The organism is Pedobacter cryoconitis, from assembly GCF_014200595.1.
Lineage (GTDB): Bacteria > Bacteroidota > Bacteroidia > Sphingobacteriales > Sphingobacteriaceae > Pedobacter > Pedobacter cryoconitis_C.
In genome coordinates this window covers 609737-626713 of record NZ_JACHCG010000004.1, presented here as the reverse complement: position 1 = coordinate 626713, position 16977 = coordinate 609737, and the positions used below count along the sequence as shown (strand labels likewise).

The following is a 16977-nucleotide window of genomic DNA, read 5'->3' as shown; positions in this document are numbered from 1 at the left end:
ACGCTCAAACTGGAAGCCTTCCAGATCATGGAACTGTATGAATATATCCATGTGACCCGTTCTAAAATCTTTGCTAACAGAATAGCAGAACGATCAGGTAGAAAACCTAAAACAATGAAATCAGCTGAACAAACCAGTCAGTTGTTCATCAGTATGAATGGTTGTGAAAGCATCAAAAACAGCTTATACCACCTGAACCAGGCTTTACGTAAACTGAATTCTAAATATAAAAATGCGGTACAGCTTCGTCAAAGCGTGATTACCGAATGGTTGAAAGAAAAAGACTTACGGACAGTTCAATATATGGCAGGCCATAAATATGTCAGCAGTACAGAACGCTATCAAACCAGTAACCTGGAAGACCTGAAAGAGGCTTTAAACAAACACCATCCACTAAAATAAATCCCCGCACGGCCCCAGTCCCTCAAAATCCAGCCAGCTCGCAAGAGCTCACTTCTCTCTGTCTTTTGCTGTCCTTCCGCTCGCTCTGCTGCCGGAGAAGAACCGGCCCGAAGCTAAATAACATAATACACATTATAAACGCAGCAGAGTAATCCATGACTTTGGTTCAATCCCAGTGCTGGTATTATAATGGGTATTATATTAAATAGCCGCTCGTCCCCCCTCGGCCACCGCTCCCGTTCCAGCCCATAGCCAAAGTACTTTCATCAAAAAAAGGTGTATCCAGGCTATCGGCTTCCACTGCCAAACAGTGTAGGCAATCGTTGCAAAACGCAACCTTTGCCTTTGTTTATATATGCCGTCTCCTTCCAGTCGGTCAGCGGCAAAGCCTGCGGCAGCATGGTATTGTTCATTGATGGTGGCAGTGCAAGACTGGTCGGGAGAACAACCTGTACACCTTGAAACAGGGACAGTGCTCCCGCCCAACCTCTCAGGGATAAAAAGAGCCGCTCTTATCCTCCGCTCTGCCAAAGCTCTTTTTATCCCTGGAGGGAGCAAATTGCACCACTTTCATCAGAGGTTCAGGTAGTTCATTTGTTAAGCCACTTTGAGCCTAAGAAAGTGAAGCTGTCAAGGGATCGTAGAATAAATGGCCTGTGAGCGCAAAGGCTACGAGCGTTTATGCCGCGAAAGCCCTTTACTGCTTTACTTTCGGGGCTATCTTTGCTGTAACAGATGTACTAACGAATCAGCACTGCCTTTCATAGTTTCGCACCTTCAAAGTAGAATCTCCAACAAAAAAAGCCAAACAAGTCCAACCAGTAAACTCAAATAAAGCACTAACTTTACGGGAAAGGAAAGTTCTTTATAGCACTGAAAAAGTGCGGCCAGTAAATCCGGCAAACCTAAAAAAAGTTGCATAAGGGAGTATGATTATGGAGCGAGGTTTTATGACCCGGTTATTGGGAGATGGAATGTTGTAGATCCGCTTGCAGAGCAATATCGGAGATGGTCTCCTTACAATTATGCAGTCAATAATCCTGTTCGATTTATAGATCCTGATGGAATGGGTGTAAATGATTTTGTTAAAAGAGATGATGGGAGTATATATTGGGATAATAAAGCTAATAATAAAGCCACTACAAAGTCTGGAGAAACTTATTTAGGGAAAACATTAAAATTTGAGTTCAATAGTTACATTGATGGAGATCTTTGGGATGGTCCAACAATGGGTGGATTAATAGATCCCGCAGGAGATAAATTAACCAGTACAATAACACTAAAAGCAAGTGAGAATGAAAATGGAGAGCTCACAGGTTTATCAGCAACCAAATCTATAAAATTAGGAGATACGCCTTTTGGTGATGCAAGAGGGTTTTATCCAGGAGAAGGTGGAAGTAATAATCTTTTTACGAAATCGACAACAAAAACAGGGATAAGTGTGAAATTTGAGCAACATGCAAGTGTTTCTACGGCTGAAGAGGCTAATCTGAACATAATTAGGTATAATATTGTGGATGTCGCTCAACAGCTTAATATTAATTATAACTCTACTAATGGAAATTTGGGGGTTAGTTCTTTTACAAATATATTCCCTTCAGCTACATTAAAGGTAATGGATTTAAAATCATGCAATACAATCAGCCCTCTTTTGAAAAAACCCACGGAGTCTCTTTTTACAATTCGATTTTTAAAAGCTCTTATCCGAAATATGCTCCTTCCAAATTATATAGACGATAATGATGAAATTTAAAATACAACCATTAATTATATTTTTAGGAATAGTCTCATTGATTTTTAGTGGCAGGCAGATGTTGCAAACAAAAACGATGATACTTCCATCTTGGTTTTTAACCTTATTTTTTCTGCTGATTACGCTCTGTGTTAGTTTCGCACTAGGGGTTTTAGCAAAGAAGATGTTGAATTCAAAATGGCAAACTCGAACATTCGCATCTATATTCGCAATAGCAATAAGTTTGATATATTATGTAAGTCAATACAGGTCTGCTTATACTGTTTTTATTCCAAAAGATTATGTTGGAGAAGTTAGGTTGCTGGTTTCCAATGAAAAAGAAAATGATTTTTTCGTTAATAAATATGGTATTGGCTATATTAACAGGACAACATTTGACGAGGGCTTTTATCCAAAAATTATTAAGGGAGATAATGACATAACAAAACAGGTAAAGGAATATAGTAAGGGTGCTTTGGCAACGACGTCAGAGGATGTCTATTCTTATGAGTATTTGTCTTTTTCTGTTCCAGCTAAGACAGAAAATATAGAAGATAAGGATATTGAAGAACTAATAAAGATTAAAGCAATAGATACTACTCGTTTATATAAAAGGAAATTACTTAGCCAATGAAGGTGTAAAATAAACTGGGTCAGTTAGTTAATTGTTAACTTAGAGACACTGTTTATAATATGAAAAAAGATGAGCAGCTCGATTATGAGCAAATGAAGCAAAGAGCCCTAGAGCAATTGCGTTCGGGCAAATCACTGTACGGTAAAGATGGTGCTTTTGCTCCTTTACTCAAAAGCTTTCTGGATTCGGCTCTGGAGGCTGAATTAGATAGCCATCTGGATGCTGAAGAACGGCTGTCCGGCAATCGAAAGAACGGTAAAACCAACAAAGAAGTCAGAATATTTTCAGTGACTATTTCTATCAATACCCCAAGGGATCGCAGCGCTACTTTTGAGCCAAAGATCATCCGTAAGAGGGAAACTATCCTTGCTGAGAGCTTGGAATCGAAGATTATCGGTATATATGGTTTGGGCATGAGCCTAAGAGATATCTCCAAACATATTAAGGATATGTACGATACTGATATCAGTCACGCCACTTTACAGCCATTACAGACAAGATTATTCCTGAGTTGAAGGAATGGTAATCTACCCATAGTTGTAAAGCATTCCCCCAACGAGTAGATAAGATCTACTGCTCTTACTTAAGTCAATTTATTAAATAACTTAGAAGTCCTGCTAATTTATTGACTTTTTATTTGGGACATTTCCTTTCTAATAGTTTTATTCTCTTGCTTTACAGCTTCTAGTTGTTGTTTAATATCGATCATGTAAAGCATCAATTCTTCAATTTTTTGCAAGAGCTTAATATTCATCTGGCCCAGTTCCAGGCCATTCTTTTTCATCTCTTCAGCAGAAGCGATTTCAGGCAAATGATTGTTAGTTTTAATATATTCGCCTACCTCTTCAAGCGGTTTTAATTGATAATCTTTTAGGAATACAAAATCTGCACCGGCATCAATAGTGACTTTTACTTCTTGTGCATGAATATTACCTGCTACGGTTAATTTGGCATCTGGTTTTATAGTGCCAATACCTACATGGCCATTGTCAGAGTTGATGAATAAAGTCGCTCCCATCCAGTTGCTCGTTGTTTTACCCCATCCTCCGATTACAAAATCTCTTCCCTGATAAGTTAGTGCCAGTGCGTCGGATAACTGACCCCATGCGCCTGTGACAGTTGCACCACGGCCTAAATATCCGAGGCTGGTTGATCCTTCGGTAAAGCTAACAAGGTTTGTGGTAGTGGCGCCGTCTACATGAAGTTTTGATCCTGGAGTTGTTGTTCCTATACCCACATTACCGTTGTCAGAATTGATGAACAAAGAAGCCCCCATCCAATTGTTAGTGGATTTTGCCCAGCCCCCTATAGCAAAATCTTTACTCTGGTAGGTTAATGTAAGTAGATTAGGTAGTGGATTCCAGGCAGATGTAATTGTTTGCACGGCCAATATAACCATAGTTGGTAGGACCTTCTGCGAGCGTAACAAAAGAGGTTACAGTACCTGTATTTGTTTGGGAATAGGCAGAAACACTAATCATAGTTGCGAAAGCCATTGTGAGAGCTATTTTGATCATTCTGAATTTTATAATTAAATTAATTATTATGCTTGTTGGGTGTATAAAAGTAATTAAATATAAAATATATTTTACTTTTTGTTGTGTGGATTGTTAAAACAAGAAAGGCCCGGAATAACTATTCCGGGCCTTTCTTATACTGTGTTTTGATTTTACATCAAATCAAAACCTATATCTTCTCTGAAATATTTCCCGTCAAAGTATATCCTTGCTGCATCTGCCGTTGCTGATTGTAACGCCTCAAACATGTTATCCTGTAAACTTGTTACCGCTAAAACGCGTCCGCCGTTACTTTTAATCACACCACCCTCTGCAATTGTTCCTGCATGGAAAGCTAATGATTTGCGGATGTTATCAATTCCGGTTATCGCTTTACCTTTTTCATAGTCGCCAGGGTAACCACCTGCTACAATTACCACTGTAGCTGCACTTTTCGGGCTGATCTTCAATTGAACATCTTTTAACTGCTTTTTCGAAGCTGCAATGAAAAGTTCTACCAGGTCATTCTCGATTCTTGGTATAACGCTTTGAGTCTCTGGATCACCCATTCTACAGTTGTATTCAATGATCATTGGTTTATCACCAACTTTGAACAGTCCGAAGAAAATGAAACCTGTATAATCTATTTTATCTTTCTTTAATCCATTAATAGTAGGAATGATAATGCTGTTTTCAACTTCCTTTAAGAATTTTTCATCTGCAAAAGGAACCGGAGAAACAGAACCCATACCACCTGTATTTAACCCGGTATCACCCTGACCAATACGTTTGTAATCTTTCGCTTCTGGTAAAATCACATAATTATCACCGTCAGTCAATACAAATACTGATAATTCAATTCCTGTTAAGAACTCTTCGATCACTACGATTGCACCTGCATTTCCAAACTTGCCTTCACTTAACATCAAGGTCAGCTCAGCCTGCGCGTCTGCTACGGTTTCACAAATCAAAACCCCTTTTCCTGCTGCTAAACCATCTGCTTTTAAAACAACTGGTAAGCTGTGGGTTTCCAGGTAAGCTAATCCTGCTGCCAAAGTATCTTTGGTGAACGATTTAGAGCCCGGGTGAGGGATGTTATGGCGTGCCATAAATTCTTTGGAAAAATCCTTGCTGCCTTCCAGTATAGCACCTTCTTTTTTAGGGCCGATAACCGGGATGCCTGCAAGTTTATCATCCGCCAGGAAAAAATCATGAATACCATTTACCAGAGGTTCTTCAGGGCCTACAACAACAAGCTCAATCTTCTCTGTTAATACAAATGTTTTGATTGCTGCAAAATCATTCGGATTCAGATTTACATTTTTACCATATGCTGCTGTTCCACCATTACCTGGTGCGATAAATAGTTTGGAGCATTGCTCAGATTGGCTCATCTTCCAGGCGAAAGCGCTTTCTCTTCCACCAGAACCTAATAATAAGATATTCATATTCAGCAAAGATAAACGCTTTGCCTAAATTTTAGACAGACTCTTCTAAATTATATTCATTCAATCATTACCGCAAGATGACAAATTGTACTTATCTGCTTAAATAAAGCAGGTATAGCCATTACAATTACAAGATATTTTGTAGTTTTATCCCTCGATAACTGCCAAAGTGACCTGTAGACTGGTGTGGCTTGGTTGTTGTAAAATGATGATTTTAAAACAAATAAAACATAAATAAAACGATGCTGGGATTTTTAACCAAAGTTTTTGGAAGCAAATCAGAAAGAGATATTAAGGCAATCCAACCACTTGTCATTAAGATAAATGAAGAATACGCTAAGCTTTCGGCCTTAAGCAATGATGAATTGCGTAACAAAACTGTCTATTTCAAAGACATTATAGCCAAATCTTTAGCGGAGATTGATACTCAAATTAGTACCCTGAAAACTGATGCTGATGGTCAGGATTTATCATTACCTGAAAAAACTGCCATTTATGAGCGGATTGATGTATTGGTAAAAGACAGAGATAAAGAATTAGAAGTTGTATTGATGGAAATCCTTCCTGCTGCTTTCGCAGTGGTGAAAGAAACTTCAAGACGTTTTGCTGAGAATCCTACGCTTGAAGTTACGGCTTCTGCTTATGACAGAGAATATGCTGCACGCAGAGCTAACGTAAAAATTGAAGGTGATAAAGCTTACTGGGCTAATTCATGGGATGCTGCGGGAAGTACAGTGGTATGGAACATGGTTCACTATGATGTGCAGCTAATCGGTGGTATCGTATTACACAATGGTAAAATTGCTGAGATGGCAACGGGTGAGGGTAAAACGCTGGTAAGTACATTACCTGCTTACCTGAACGCTTTAGCTGGTCAGGGTGTACACATTGTAACAGTGAATGATTACCTGGCACGACGTGACTCGGAGTGGAATGGCCCTTTATTCGAATTCCATGGTATCAGAGTAGATTGTATCGATAAACATGAGCCTAACTCTCAGGAACGTAGAAATGCTTACCTGGCTGATATTACTTATGGTACGAACAATGAGTTTGGTTTTGATTATCTGCGTGACAATATGGCGCAGGAACCAGGTCAGTTGGTACAGCGCAAATTACACTTTGCAATGGTGGATGAGGTCGATTCAGTATTAATTGATGATGCGCGTACTCCATTGATTATCTCAGGTCCGGTTCCTTTTGGAGATCAGCATGAGTTTCATGAGCTGAAACCAAGAATCGAACGTCTGGTAAATGCACAAAGAGAATATGTGACTAAAGCTTTAAATGAAGCTAAAAAATTAATTGCAGATGGTAAAACCGGAACTGAAGAAGGCGAAGGTGGTTTAGCTTTATTAAGAGCGCACCGTGGTTTACCGAAAAATAAAGCACTGATCAAGTTTTTAAGTGAAGGAAATAACAAAAACATCCTGCTTAAAACTGAAAACAGCTACATGGCTGATCAGTCGAAAAATATGCCTAAAGTAGATTCACATTTATATTTCTATATCGATGAGAAAAACAACCAGGTAGAATTAACTGAAAAAGGGATTGAACTGATCACCAAATCTGGTGAAGATGAGCATTTCTTCGTGTTGCCTGATGTAGGTACTGAAATTGCTGAAATTGAGAAATCAACTTTAGAAAGCGAAGATAAAATTGCACAGAAAGATGCTTTGATGCGTGATTACTCTATCAAAGCTGAGCGTGTTCACTCTGTAAATCAATTGTTAAAAGCTTATACCTTATTCGAAATGGATGTTGAATACATCATCGATGAAGGTAAAATCAAAATTGTAGATGAGCAGACTGGCCGTATTATGGATGGCCGTCGTTATTCTGATGGTTTACACCAGGCGATTGAAGCTAAAGAAAATGTGAAAGTAGAAGATGCGTCACAAACTTATGCGACAGTTACTTTACAGAACTTCTTCAGAATGTACCATAAATTATGTGGTATGACTGGTACAGCAACAACTGAAGCTGGTGAGTTCTGGTCTATTTACAAACTGGATGTAGTAGAGATACCTACAAACAGAGTAATGCAGAGAATGGATGAGCAGGATTACGTTTACCGTACTGTTCGTGAAAAATATAATGCACTTGCAGAAGAAATTGTAAAATTAACAGAAGCAGGAAGACCGGTGTTGGTAGGTACTACCTCTGTAGAGATTTCTGAGCTGCTAAGCCGCATGCTGAAGTTACGTGGTATTAAACATAACGTACTGAATGCGAAAATGCACCAGAAAGAGGCTGATATTGTAGCTGAAGCTGGTCAGGCCGGAACAGTTACGATTGCAACGAACATGGCTGGTCGTGGTACGGATATTAAATTAGGTGCTGGTGTTAAAGAAGCAGGTGGTTTAGCTATCGTTGGTACAGAGCGTCATGAGTCGCGTCGTGTAGACAGACAGTTACGTGGTCGTGCAGGTCGTCAGGGAGATCCGGGTTCTTCTCAGTTCTTCGTGTCACTTGAAGATAACTTAATGCGTTTATTCGGTTCTGAGCGTATTTCTAATATCATGGTCAAAATGGGAATTGAAGATGGTGAAGTAATTCAGCATTCAATGATTACCAAATCTATTGAGCGTGCACAGAAAAAAGTAGAAGAGAATAATTTTGGTATCCGTAAGCGTTTGCTGGAATATGATGATGTGATGAACTCACAGCGTTCTGTAATCTATGCAAAGCGTAAAAATGCTTTGTTCGGTGAACGTCTTGACGTAGACATGAACAATATGGTGTTTGATGTAGCTGAAGATGTTGTTTCTGAATACAAAGAGGCTGGTAATTATGAAGGTTTCAAATTAGAGGTGATCAAAAACTTCTCTTTGGATACTGATATTACTGAAGCTGAATTCAGTTCAAGAAGTATACATATTTTAACAGATAAGTTGTTTGAAGAAGCAACTACGTTTTACGCTAGAAAATCTGAGAACATCATTCTTCAGGCGATGCCGGTATTAACACAGGTGTTTGAAGAACGTGGTGAGCATATTGAGCAAATTGTTGTTCCTTTCACTGACGGAATCAGAAGTATCCAGGTTCCTGTGGAATTGAGAAAAGCCATTGCGAATCATGGTAGAGAAGTAACGAAGTCGTTTGAGAAAACTATCGTTCTTGCTTTAATCGATGAGTCATGGAAAGAGCATTTGCGTGAAATGGACGAGTTAAAACAGTCTGTACAGAATGCAGTTTATGAGCAGAAAGATCCGTTAATCATTTACAAAATGGAAGCTTTCAATTTGTTTAAAAACATGTTGAACGCAGTTAATAAAGAAGTAGTAAGTTTCTTATATAAAGGTGGTATCCCGATGCAGCAGGAAGCTGATGACATCAGAGAGGTACAGGAGCCAAGACCAGCGCCAAGCAAATTGCAGCTGTCAAAACCTGAGTTTGCTTCTTCAACCAGTACAGGTGATGTACAGTTTGAGGATACACGTGAGGCGGTTCCGCAACAACCGATTCGTAAAGAAGTTACTATCGGAAGAAACGATCCTTGCCCTTGTGGAAGCGGCAAGAAATACAAAAACTGCCATGGTGCAGGATTGTAATTTGTAATACACATAAAGAATGCCGATTTTTGTAAAAAGAAATCGGCATTCTTTTTTTTAGCACAGTTGTAACCTTTCCTATGAAAACACTTTTTACATTTATTATTTGTTGCTTTTCTTTTGCTGGATTCGCCCAGAAAAGAGGAGAAGTGATCATTGTGAAAGATCCGCTGGTAGACAGTCTGATCGAGAAGAGGATCGCTTTAAGTAAGAAAGCAGCACCGGCAACAGGACACAGAAACGGAGCAATTGTTTCACAGATGGGTTTCCGCGTACAGGTGTTTTATGGTTCGGACCGGAGAAAGACTTTTAATGAACAGGCACGTTTTAAATCGGCTTATCCGAAGCTGAACACTTATATTACTTATAAAGAACCAAATTATTATCTCCGTGTGGGCGATTTCAGAACACGTCTGGAGGCTCAGAGACTGATGAATGAACTCAGGTCAACGTTTCCGACTTTGTTCATCTTCAGAGAAAAAATCAATGCACCCCGTTTATAGCCAATCAAATGATCAACAAAGAACAGATTCAAAATTTAGCAAATACTATATTTCAGGATGTGGTAGGTTATCGTCAGCATCTTCACATGAATCCGGAACTTTCTTTTCAGGAGTTCCAGACCTCATCATTTATTCAGGATAAACTAACTTCGTGGGGGATTCCTTTTACAATTATGGCCAATACTGGTGTAGTAGGCCTGATTAAGGGAGATCTGCCGTCTGAGGAGGTTATTGCACTTCGTGGTGATATTGATGCTTTGCCAATTGTTGAAGCGAATGATAAGCCTTATGTGTCGAAAAACCCGGGGGTAATGCATGCCTGCGGACATGATGTACATACTTCTTCTTTGTTGGGTGCCGCGTATATTCTGAATGAGATGAAGGCGGAATTTGGCGGAACAATTAAATTGATTTTTCAGCCGGGTGAGGAAATTCTTCCGGGCGGGGCAAGTTTGATGATTGCTGAAGGGGTATTGGAGAATCCAAGACCAGCAAGTATTATCGGACAGCATGTAATGCCTTGGATAGATGCGGGTAAAGTGGGCTTCCGTTCTGGAATTTATATGGCATCTGCGGATGAATTATATGTAACAGTTAAAGGAAAAGGTGGTCATGGGGCACAGCCTCAGCAGAACATCGATCCTGTACTGATTACTTCTCATATTATTGTGGCTTTACAACAGATTGTAAGCCGTAATGCAGATCCAAGATTACCGTCTGTACTTTCTTTTGGAAAGGTGATTGCAAATGGTGCGACTAACATTATCCCGAATGAAGTGAAGCTTGAAGGAACTTTCAGAACACTGAATGAGGAATGGCGTGCAGAAGCAAAACGTTTGATGAAGAAAATGGCTGAAGGAATTGCGGAAAGCATGGGTGGCAGTTGTGAGTTTAATATCATGCATGGTTATCCTTTTTTAGTGAATGAGGAAAAATTAACGGCTAGTGCACGTGGTTATGCAGAAGATTATTTAGGAAAAGAAAATGTGGTTGATCTGGATATCTGGATGGCTGCGGAAGATTTCGCTTATTATTCTCAGGTTACTGATGCTTGTTTCTATCGTTTAGGTACGGGAAATGAAGCTAAAGGGACTAAATATTCTGTACATCATCCGAATTTTGATGTGGATGAAGATGCGTTGAAAATCTCTACTGGCCTGATGGCTTATATCGCTTTAAAGCAGTTGGGGAACTAAATGAAAGGTTTTCTTATTGCTGCTTTAGTGGTTTGCTGGTTTGAAGGTTTTGCGCAGGAGATCCCCCGTTTTAATCCGGATACGCTTAAGACAATCCAGCTGGATTCGAATGTAAATATTGTTGCTCAGAAATTGAGTGTAGAGACTTTTATCAGGGCGATTACGACTGATACGAGTTTTTATGCGGCATTCAGAAAGATGAAGAAGTATAGTTTCATCGCTGAAAACAGGATTTATACTTATGATAAAAAGAATAAGGTGAATGGAAAGATTTACCGCAAAATAAAGCATTCCAATTCCGGGCCGGTAAGAATGGAGTATCTGGTTAAACAGGATACGGGCAAGGTTTTTAAAAAGAATGGAAAGTATCAGTTATATACGATAGAAATGTTTGATTACATTTTTATGAATGCTTATAAGTCTGATCTGGTTTCCAATACGGCCACTTCTTCTCCCGGAGGCAAGGGTGATAGCAATTCAAGTTATAAGGATAAGTTAAAAACACTGATTTTTAATCCTGGGAAACCGGTAAAGGGGATTCCTTTTATTGGCAGCAAAACGGAAATTTTTACGCCAAATATGCGCCAGTATTATGATTATAATTTCCAGAGCGGAACTTACCTGGATTCAATCCCGGTGTACCGTTTCAGGGTAAGTGTGAAGAATGATCTGAGTTCATGGACTAAGGATGGTTTAATGATCAAGGAATTGGTTACGATTTTTGATAAGCGTGATTTTGCAATTCTTGGCCGTTATGTGGATATGAAATACAGCAATATGCTGTTTGATTTTAATGTACAGATGAATATTGAAATGGGCTATTTTGGAGAGGATAAATTACCGACCAAGATTACGTACCAGGGAAATTGGAATGTGCCTTTTAAGAAAGAAGAAAGAGCAAGCTTTTTGATATTACATAAGGATTATCACTAGAATTTTAGGGAATGACGCATCAGCAGATATTAGATAAACTAGCAGCGGGAAACGTAGTCTCCTGTATTGATGATGAACTGGCCAGATTGGTAGGCTGGTCAATGAATGGGGAACTTGAAACTGCGGAACAGCAGCTGGCTGATTTTCTTCCCAAATTATTGTCCCGGTGGAATTGTGTACTGAAGGCTGGAAAAGAAGAGGTTGGTGCTTATTATAAAGAAAAAGTAATTCTTGTATTGGCTGTATTACTGCATAAGTATGGTTTTAAGGATAAAACAATTACTGAGCAGGCATTAAAGGCAATCGATAAATTAAATAAAGGTGTAGTACTGAGTGATCATTTTTTCAGAAAAACGGAAGAGATTAAGGCTGTTTTAAATTCTGATCCGGTACCACTTAAAAAAAGACCAGGACATCGCGAGAGTATCACTTTCTACAGATCAAAAGATGTAATTTCATTCCAATTGGATGGTCAGTTTTATGCGGCTTATATCCATGGTCTGGTTGGGCAGAATAATTATCCTATTATAGAATTTTATGATCAGGTTTTTACGCGGGTCCCGGAATTAAAGGACTTAAAGAATGTAAAAGCCAGAGGAGCCGTCTATAATGATGGTGTGGCAAGGATTTCTCTTGATGCTATTTATCTCATGAAATATTTGCCAGACCTCGCGAATCAAGTCCACCTGATTGCTGCTGGCGTAGAAGAAAAACCTTCAAATGACCATCTGGATGAGTCAGTTGGGCTATATGGAATGAGTGATATATTCCGGATACAAGATTCGATCAGGGGTATGTTTAGGCCACGTTAAAAATCAGGCGTTACGGAATAGGCATTAAAGCTTTACCTAAAAAAGTTCTAAATTGGTTACCTTTGATTCCCTGGGAATTTTAACCGGATTTCCGGCGATACCAAACCTATTCTAACCACAAAACGCATGTTCATGAAAAGACTGATCCAAACTATGGCATTTCTGGCTACAGGATGCTTGTTACTTACTTTTATGGCTATGAAAGCCAAATCTAAAAAGATTATTTTCTTTGGTGATTCTATTACCCAGCAAGGTGCCCAGCCGGGTGGTTATGTTGACCTGATCAGCAAAAAACTGAGTTCCCCGGCTTATGAAGTTATTGGAGCTGGAATTGGCGGGAATAAGGTATATGATCTTTACCTGCGTTTAGAGGATGATGTTTTGAATAAAAAACCAGACCTGGTTGTTATTTATATCGGTGTAAATGACGTTTGGCACAAACAGAGTTCTCATACGGGAACGGACCTGGATAAATTTGTGAAATTTTACCAGGCGTTAATTAATAAAATTCAGACTAATGGTGCGAAGGTTGTCGTTTGTACACCAGCAGTTATTGGAGAGAAAAAGAGTGGTACCAATGAACTGGATGCTGAGCTGGATACCTATTCGGCAGCGATCAGGGAACTGGCCACTAAAAATAAATTGGTGTTATGTGATTTGAGGAAGTTGTTTACGGAATATGATTTGCAGAATAATCCGCAGGATCTCCCAAAAGGAATCTTAACAACTGATGGCGTACATCTTAATGAAAAAGGTAATCAAACGTTAGCTGCAACGTTGATACCACTAGTCAAGTAATTTGTTTGAATGATATATCAGGATACTATTAACAAAATCATGGACACTTCCCGTATTGAGGAGGTTGTCGGTGATTTTGTGTCTTTAAAGAAGCGTGGGACAAGCTTAATCGGTAATTGCCCTTTTCATAATGAGAAAACACCATCTTTTCACGTATCGGTAACCAAAGGTATTTATAAGTGCTTTGGTTGTGGTAAGGGAGGGGATTCTGTGCGTTTTATTATGGACCACGAGAAGTATTCTTATCCTGAGGCTTTAAAATACCTGGCGCAGAAATATAATATTGAAGTTGAGGAGAAGGAAGAGAGCCCGGAAGTTCAGGAGGCTAACAATGCAAGGGAAAGTTTATATGTAGTCTCTTTGTATGCGGCAAATTATTTTGCCAGTGAATTATGGACTGGTGAACAGGGACGGGCAATCGGTTTAAGCTATTTTAAAGAACGCGGTTTCCGGGAAGATATCATTAAGAAATTCGAGTTGGGCTATTCTCCCGATCAGTGGGATGCGTTAATCTTAAGTGCGGCTTCGGCAGGGCACAAAGAAGAGTATCTGGAAAAGACTGGTCTGGCGATCCGTAATGAGAAGGGTAAGGTTTACGACCGCTTCCGGGGCAGGGTCATGTTCCCAATCCATAATTTTACCGGAAGGGTAATTGGTTTTGGTGGCCGGACACTGAAAACAGATAAGAATGTTCCAAAATATGTCAACTCTCCGGAGAGTGATATTTACCATAAATCGAATGTACTTTACGGGTTGTATCAAGCCAAGAAGGCGATTCGTGATTTAGACAATTGTTACCTGGTAGAGGGTTATGCGGATGTGCTTTCTGTACATCAGGCAAATATTGAAAATGTAGTGGCCTCTTCGGGTACTTCATTAACGATTGAACAGATCAGGCTGATCGGACGTTTTACGCAGAATGTAACCATTTTATATGATGGGGATGCTGCGGGGATTAAAGCTTCGCTGCGTGGACTGGATATGATCCTGGAAGAAGGGCTGAATGTGAAAGTTGTTAACTTTCCTGATGGTCATGATCCGGATTCTTATATGCACAAGGTTGGCGCCGGTGCTTTTAAGATTTATATAGAAAATAACCGTAAGGATTTTATTCTTTACAAGGCAGATACGCTGTTAAAGGAAGCGGGTACAGATCCGATTAAACGTGCGGGCATTATCAGGGATATTGTAGAAAGTATCGCCAAGATACCGGATGATATTAAAGCTTCTGTATTTATCAGGGAATGCAGTCATTTGCTCCAGGTAGAGGAACGGATGTTAATGACCGAGCTGAACAAAATCCGTTCGGCGAAGTTTAAAAAAGGTGGACAAGGTCAGGGACAGCAGCAGGGATATCAACAAGGTTATCAACAGAAGTCTTCCAATACGAACCAGCATTCTCCTTATCCGGATGGCCCTCCTGATAACCTGTTTGATGACAATGCACCTATGGATCTTCCGGAAATGGAAACCAGGGCGGATGATGATCTATTACAGGAACATGAGATTGTAAGGCTTTTACTGGCCTTTGGGCACGAACTAGTAAGCTGGGATAATATTGATAACATGTACATCGGTTCATTTATCATGCAAAATCTTTCTGATGTTACTTTTGAAGATGAAACGTGTAAGCTGATTATTCAGAATTACAAAGAAGAAATTGAGAATGGACATTTGCCGGTGGCAAACCAGTTTATTAAAAATAGTGACCGTAATGTTGCCGATCTGGCGATTACGTTATCGAGTTCACCTTACTCGCTGAGTGAAAACTGGTATAACAAGCACAAGATTTATGTGCGGGATGAAACGGTTAATTTAAAAGCGACTATTCTGGGTGGGCTTTTCCATCTGAAAAAGAGAAAGGTTGACCGTATTCTGCTTGGTTTACTACAGGAAATAAAAGTGGAAACGGACGCTGTGAACCAGGAAATCCTGATGCAGCGATATGCACACATTAAAAATGTGGAACGGGAAATTTCCAGGTTCTTAGGCTCCGTTGTCATCAAGTAATGGCAGCGCATAACGAACTGGGAAGAAGGGGAGAGCAATTGGCTTCATCTTATTTAGAACAGCTTGGTTATCGCATTCTGGAAAAAAACTGGGTGTTTAAGAGAGCAGAAATAGACCTGATCGCTTTTTATGACAGTAAGCTTATTTTCGTGGAGGTAAAAACCCGTAGCTCTGTCGGGCACGGTGAACCGGAAGATTTTGTGGACTGGAAAAAGGAAAAGCAAATGGAATTCGCCTCCGCTATTTATATTGACCGAAAGAACCACCAGGGGGAAATTCGGTATGATATTGTTGCAATTGTTTTTGAAAATGAACAACTTTATAAAATTAATCATATTGAAGATGCATTTTGGCCAAACTAATACGCTCGTTAAATTACCTAAATTAATACTCCTGATTGGTGCGCTTACTGGTATTACTTTCGTGATCTCTTGTAAAAGCGGCGCTGGAACCAGTGATGCACTGAGCTTCAAACTTCCTGAACAAGGTCAAAGTTATGGACTGGGTGAGGACGTGAAAGTACAACTGGATGTTCCTGCTGAGGGCAAGGTAAACACTGTAAATTATCTGCTGGATGGTAAATCAGTAGGATCAAAAAATAATGGTGAGGCATTGACGATCAAAACTGATGGTTTATCGCTGGGTTATAAATTGATTACTGCGGTAGTGGATAATGGCTCTAAAAAAGATACATTAACGATTAATATTGTCTTGAAATCTGCGGTGAAGCCAACTGAATTCACTTATAAAGTGATCAATACATTTCCGCATGATACAAGTTCTTATACACAAGGTTTAGAATATCACAATGGCCGTTTGCTGGAAAGCAGCGGAGAGTATGGTTTTTCTACTTTAAAATGGGTAGATCTTCATACAGGTAAAGCATCTCCAAAGATTGATCTGGAAAAGAAGTTCTTTGGGGAAGGTTCTACGCTGATTGGTGATAAAATCATATTGCTGACCTGGAAAGAAGATGTTGGTTTTATTTATGATGCCAAATCTTTAAAACAGTTAGGTACTTTTCCTTACCAGAATAGCAGAGAGGGCTGGGGTCTAACCTTTGACGGACAGCGGATCATCAAATCTGACGGGACTAACCGCATCTGGTTTTTAAACAAAGACAATTACAAGGAAGAAAATTATATAGATGTTTATGATAATAACGGAGAGGTCGCTCAGCTGAACGAACTCGAGTTTGTAGATGGTAAAATCTATGCTAACATCTATCAGACAGATAAAATTGCTATTATAGACCCTAAAAGCGGCTCTGTATTGAGTTATATTGATCTGACTGGGATATTGCCTGCTAAAGATAGATATCCCAATACAGACGTATTAAACGGTATTGCATGGGATGCTGCTGGTAAACGCCTTTTTGTGACAGGAAAGAAATTTAGCAAGTTATTCCAGATACAGCTTGTTCCGGTTAGCCCTAAATAACTAATTGCTCCCGGCACAG

At 39.5% G+C, this 16977-nt stretch carries 16 protein-coding genes and 1 pseudogene; 14 read left to right on the top strand and 3 right to left on the bottom strand.

Features of this window, described 5'->3' with window-relative positions:
* From HDE70_RS27170 to HDE70_RS22465, 5 genes and pseudogenes are all read left to right on the top strand, one after another.
* The coding region (locus HDE70_RS27170) for a hypothetical protein (protein WP_221302118.1) at positions 1 to 402 on the top strand (402 nt) is incomplete at its 5' end.
* Between the two features lie 919 nt (positions 403 to 1321).
* A pseudogene (locus HDE70_RS27355) lies at positions 1322 to 1411 on the top strand (hypothetical protein); the annotation flags it as partial.
* 57 nt (positions 1412 to 1468) lie between these two features.
* Positions 1469 to 2155, top strand: a complete 687-nt coding sequence (locus HDE70_RS22475; RefSeq protein WP_260161876.1) for a hypothetical protein — start codon at positions 1469 to 1471, stop codon at positions 2153 to 2155.
* Positions 2142 to 2768: a hypothetical protein gene (locus tag HDE70_RS22470; RefSeq protein ID WP_183891873.1), complete on the top strand. Its 627-nt coding sequence runs from the start codon at positions 2142 to 2144 to the stop codon at positions 2766 to 2768. The genes HDE70_RS22475 and HDE70_RS22470 overlap by 14 nt, the downstream gene beginning before the upstream one ends.
* Before the next feature lie 92 nt (positions 2769 to 2860).
* Positions 2861 to 3283 carry a transposase gene (locus HDE70_RS22465; RefSeq protein WP_260161873.1) on the top strand — a complete coding sequence of 141 codons (423 nt, stop codon included), beginning with the start codon at positions 2861 to 2863 and terminating at the stop codon, positions 3281 to 3283.
* A 107-nt stretch (positions 3284 to 3390) separates the two neighbouring features.
* Here the strand turns inward: HDE70_RS22465 and HDE70_RS22460 are convergent, their stop codons facing one another.
* The 3 genes from HDE70_RS22460 to purD all read right to left on the bottom strand — a co-directional run bounded on the left by HDE70_RS22460 (position 3391) and on the right by purD (position 5712).
* Positions 3391 to 4152 (bottom strand): hypothetical protein, encoded by a 762-nt coding sequence (locus HDE70_RS22460; RefSeq protein ID WP_183891872.1) that lies wholly within the window; start codon positions 4150 to 4152, stop codon positions 3391 to 3393.
* Entirely contained in the window at positions 4115 to 4285 is a 171-nt protein-coding gene (locus tag HDE70_RS22455) for a hypothetical protein (protein WP_183891871.1), read from the bottom strand. The genes HDE70_RS22460 and HDE70_RS22455 overlap by 38 nt, the downstream gene beginning before the upstream one ends.
* A 152-nt stretch (positions 4286 to 4437) precedes the next feature.
* Complete coding sequence (gene purD / locus HDE70_RS22450) at positions 4438 to 5712, bottom strand: phosphoribosylamine--glycine ligase (RefSeq protein WP_183891870.1); 1275 nt, start codon at positions 5710 to 5712, stop codon at positions 4438 to 4440.
* A gap of 242 nt (positions 5713 to 5954) precedes the next feature.
* On the opposite strand from purD, the gene secA reads away from it, so the two are divergent.
* The 9 genes from secA (at position 5955) to HDE70_RS22405 (ending at position 16958) form a co-directional block, all read left to right on the top strand.
* Complete coding sequence (gene secA, locus HDE70_RS22445; protein ID WP_183891869.1) at positions 5955 to 9266, top strand: preprotein translocase subunit SecA; 3312 nt, start codon at positions 5955 to 5957, stop codon at positions 9264 to 9266.
* Positions 9267 to 9346: 80 nt separating this feature from the next.
* The gene (locus HDE70_RS22440) at positions 9347 to 9769 is read left to right on the top strand and encodes an SPOR domain-containing protein (protein ID WP_183866141.1); all 423 of its coding nucleotides are present in this window, start codon (positions 9347 to 9349) and stop codon (positions 9767 to 9769) included.
* Positions 9770 to 9777: 8 nt separating this feature from the next.
* The gene (locus HDE70_RS22435) at positions 9778 to 10965 is read left to right on the top strand and encodes a M20 family metallopeptidase (RefSeq protein ID WP_183866140.1); all 1188 of its coding nucleotides are present in this window, start codon (positions 9778 to 9780) and stop codon (positions 10963 to 10965) included.
* The gene (locus HDE70_RS22430) at positions 10966 to 11898 is read left to right on the top strand and encodes a hypothetical protein (RefSeq protein ID WP_183891868.1); all 933 of its coding nucleotides are present in this window, start codon (positions 10966 to 10968) and stop codon (positions 11896 to 11898) included. It begins immediately after the preceding gene.
* Between the two features lie 11 nt (positions 11899 to 11909).
* The gene (locus HDE70_RS22425; protein WP_183891867.1) at positions 11910 to 12710 is read left to right on the top strand and encodes a hypothetical protein; all 801 of its coding nucleotides are present in this window, start codon (positions 11910 to 11912) and stop codon (positions 12708 to 12710) included.
* A 132-nt stretch (positions 12711 to 12842) separates the two neighbouring features.
* A complete protein-coding gene (locus tag HDE70_RS22420) occupies positions 12843 to 13508 on the top strand; it encodes an SGNH/GDSL hydrolase family protein (protein WP_183891866.1) in 666 nt (221 codons plus the stop codon).
* 9 nt (positions 13509 to 13517) lie between these two features.
* Positions 13518 to 15518 (top strand): DNA primase, encoded by a 2001-nt coding sequence (gene dnaG / locus HDE70_RS22415; protein ID WP_183891865.1) that lies wholly within the window; start codon positions 13518 to 13520, stop codon positions 15516 to 15518.
* On the top strand, positions 15518 to 15880 hold the full coding sequence (locus HDE70_RS22410; RefSeq protein WP_068404004.1) for a YraN family protein: 363 nt from the start codon (positions 15518 to 15520) through the stop codon (positions 15878 to 15880). The genes dnaG and HDE70_RS22410 overlap by 1 nt, the downstream gene beginning before the upstream one ends.
* Entirely contained in the window at positions 15861 to 16958 is a 1098-nt protein-coding gene (locus tag HDE70_RS22405) for a glutaminyl-peptide cyclotransferase (protein WP_183891864.1), read from the top strand. The genes HDE70_RS22410 and HDE70_RS22405 overlap by 20 nt, the downstream gene beginning before the upstream one ends.
* The last annotated feature ends 19 nt before the right edge of the window (positions 16959 to 16977 follow it).

Excerpts from the sequence above, each read along its gene's own strand:
- HDE70_RS22425 (WP_183891867.1), top strand. The coding sequence starts at position 11,910 with ATGACGCATCAGCAGATATTAGATAAACTAGCAGCGGGAAACGTAGTC.
- HDE70_RS22410 (WP_068404004.1), top strand. The coding sequence starts at position 15,518 with ATGGCAGCGCATAACGAACTGGGAAGAAGGGGAGAGCAATTGGCTTCA.
- HDE70_RS22420 (WP_183891866.1), top strand. The coding sequence starts at position 12,843 with ATGAAAAGACTGATCCAAACTATGGCATTTCTGGCTACAGGATGCTTG.
- dnaG (WP_183891865.1), top strand. The coding sequence starts at position 13,518 with ATGATATATCAGGATACTATTAACAAAATCATGGACACTTCCCGTATT.
- purD (WP_183891870.1), bottom strand. The coding sequence starts at position 5,712 with ATGAATATCTTATTATTAGGTTCTGGTGGAAGAGAAAGCGCTTTCGCC.
- secA (WP_183891869.1), top strand. The coding sequence starts at position 5,955 with ATGCTGGGATTTTTAACCAAAGTTTTTGGAAGCAAATCAGAAAGAGAT.
- HDE70_RS22455 (WP_183891871.1), bottom strand. The coding sequence starts at position 4,285 with ATGATCAAAATAGCTCTCACAATGGCTTTCGCAACTATGATTAGTGTT.
- HDE70_RS22440 (WP_183866141.1), top strand. The coding sequence starts at position 9,347 with ATGAAAACACTTTTTACATTTATTATTTGTTGCTTTTCTTTTGCTGGA.
- HDE70_RS22430 (WP_183891868.1), top strand. The coding sequence starts at position 10,966 with ATGAAAGGTTTTCTTATTGCTGCTTTAGTGGTTTGCTGGTTTGAAGGT.
- HDE70_RS22405 (WP_183891864.1), top strand. The coding sequence starts at position 15,861 with ATGCATTTTGGCCAAACTAATACGCTCGTTAAATTACCTAAATTAATA.
- HDE70_RS22475 (WP_260161876.1), top strand. The coding sequence starts at position 1,469 with ATGGGTGTAAATGATTTTGTTAAAAGAGATGATGGGAGTATATATTGG.
- HDE70_RS22465 (WP_260161873.1), top strand. The coding sequence starts at position 2,861 with ATGAAGCAAAGAGCCCTAGAGCAATTGCGTTCGGGCAAATCACTGTAC.
- HDE70_RS22435 (WP_183866140.1), top strand. The coding sequence starts at position 9,778 with ATGATCAACAAAGAACAGATTCAAAATTTAGCAAATACTATATTTCAG.
- HDE70_RS22470 (WP_183891873.1), top strand. The coding sequence starts at position 2,142 with ATGATGAAATTTAAAATACAACCATTAATTATATTTTTAGGAATAGTC.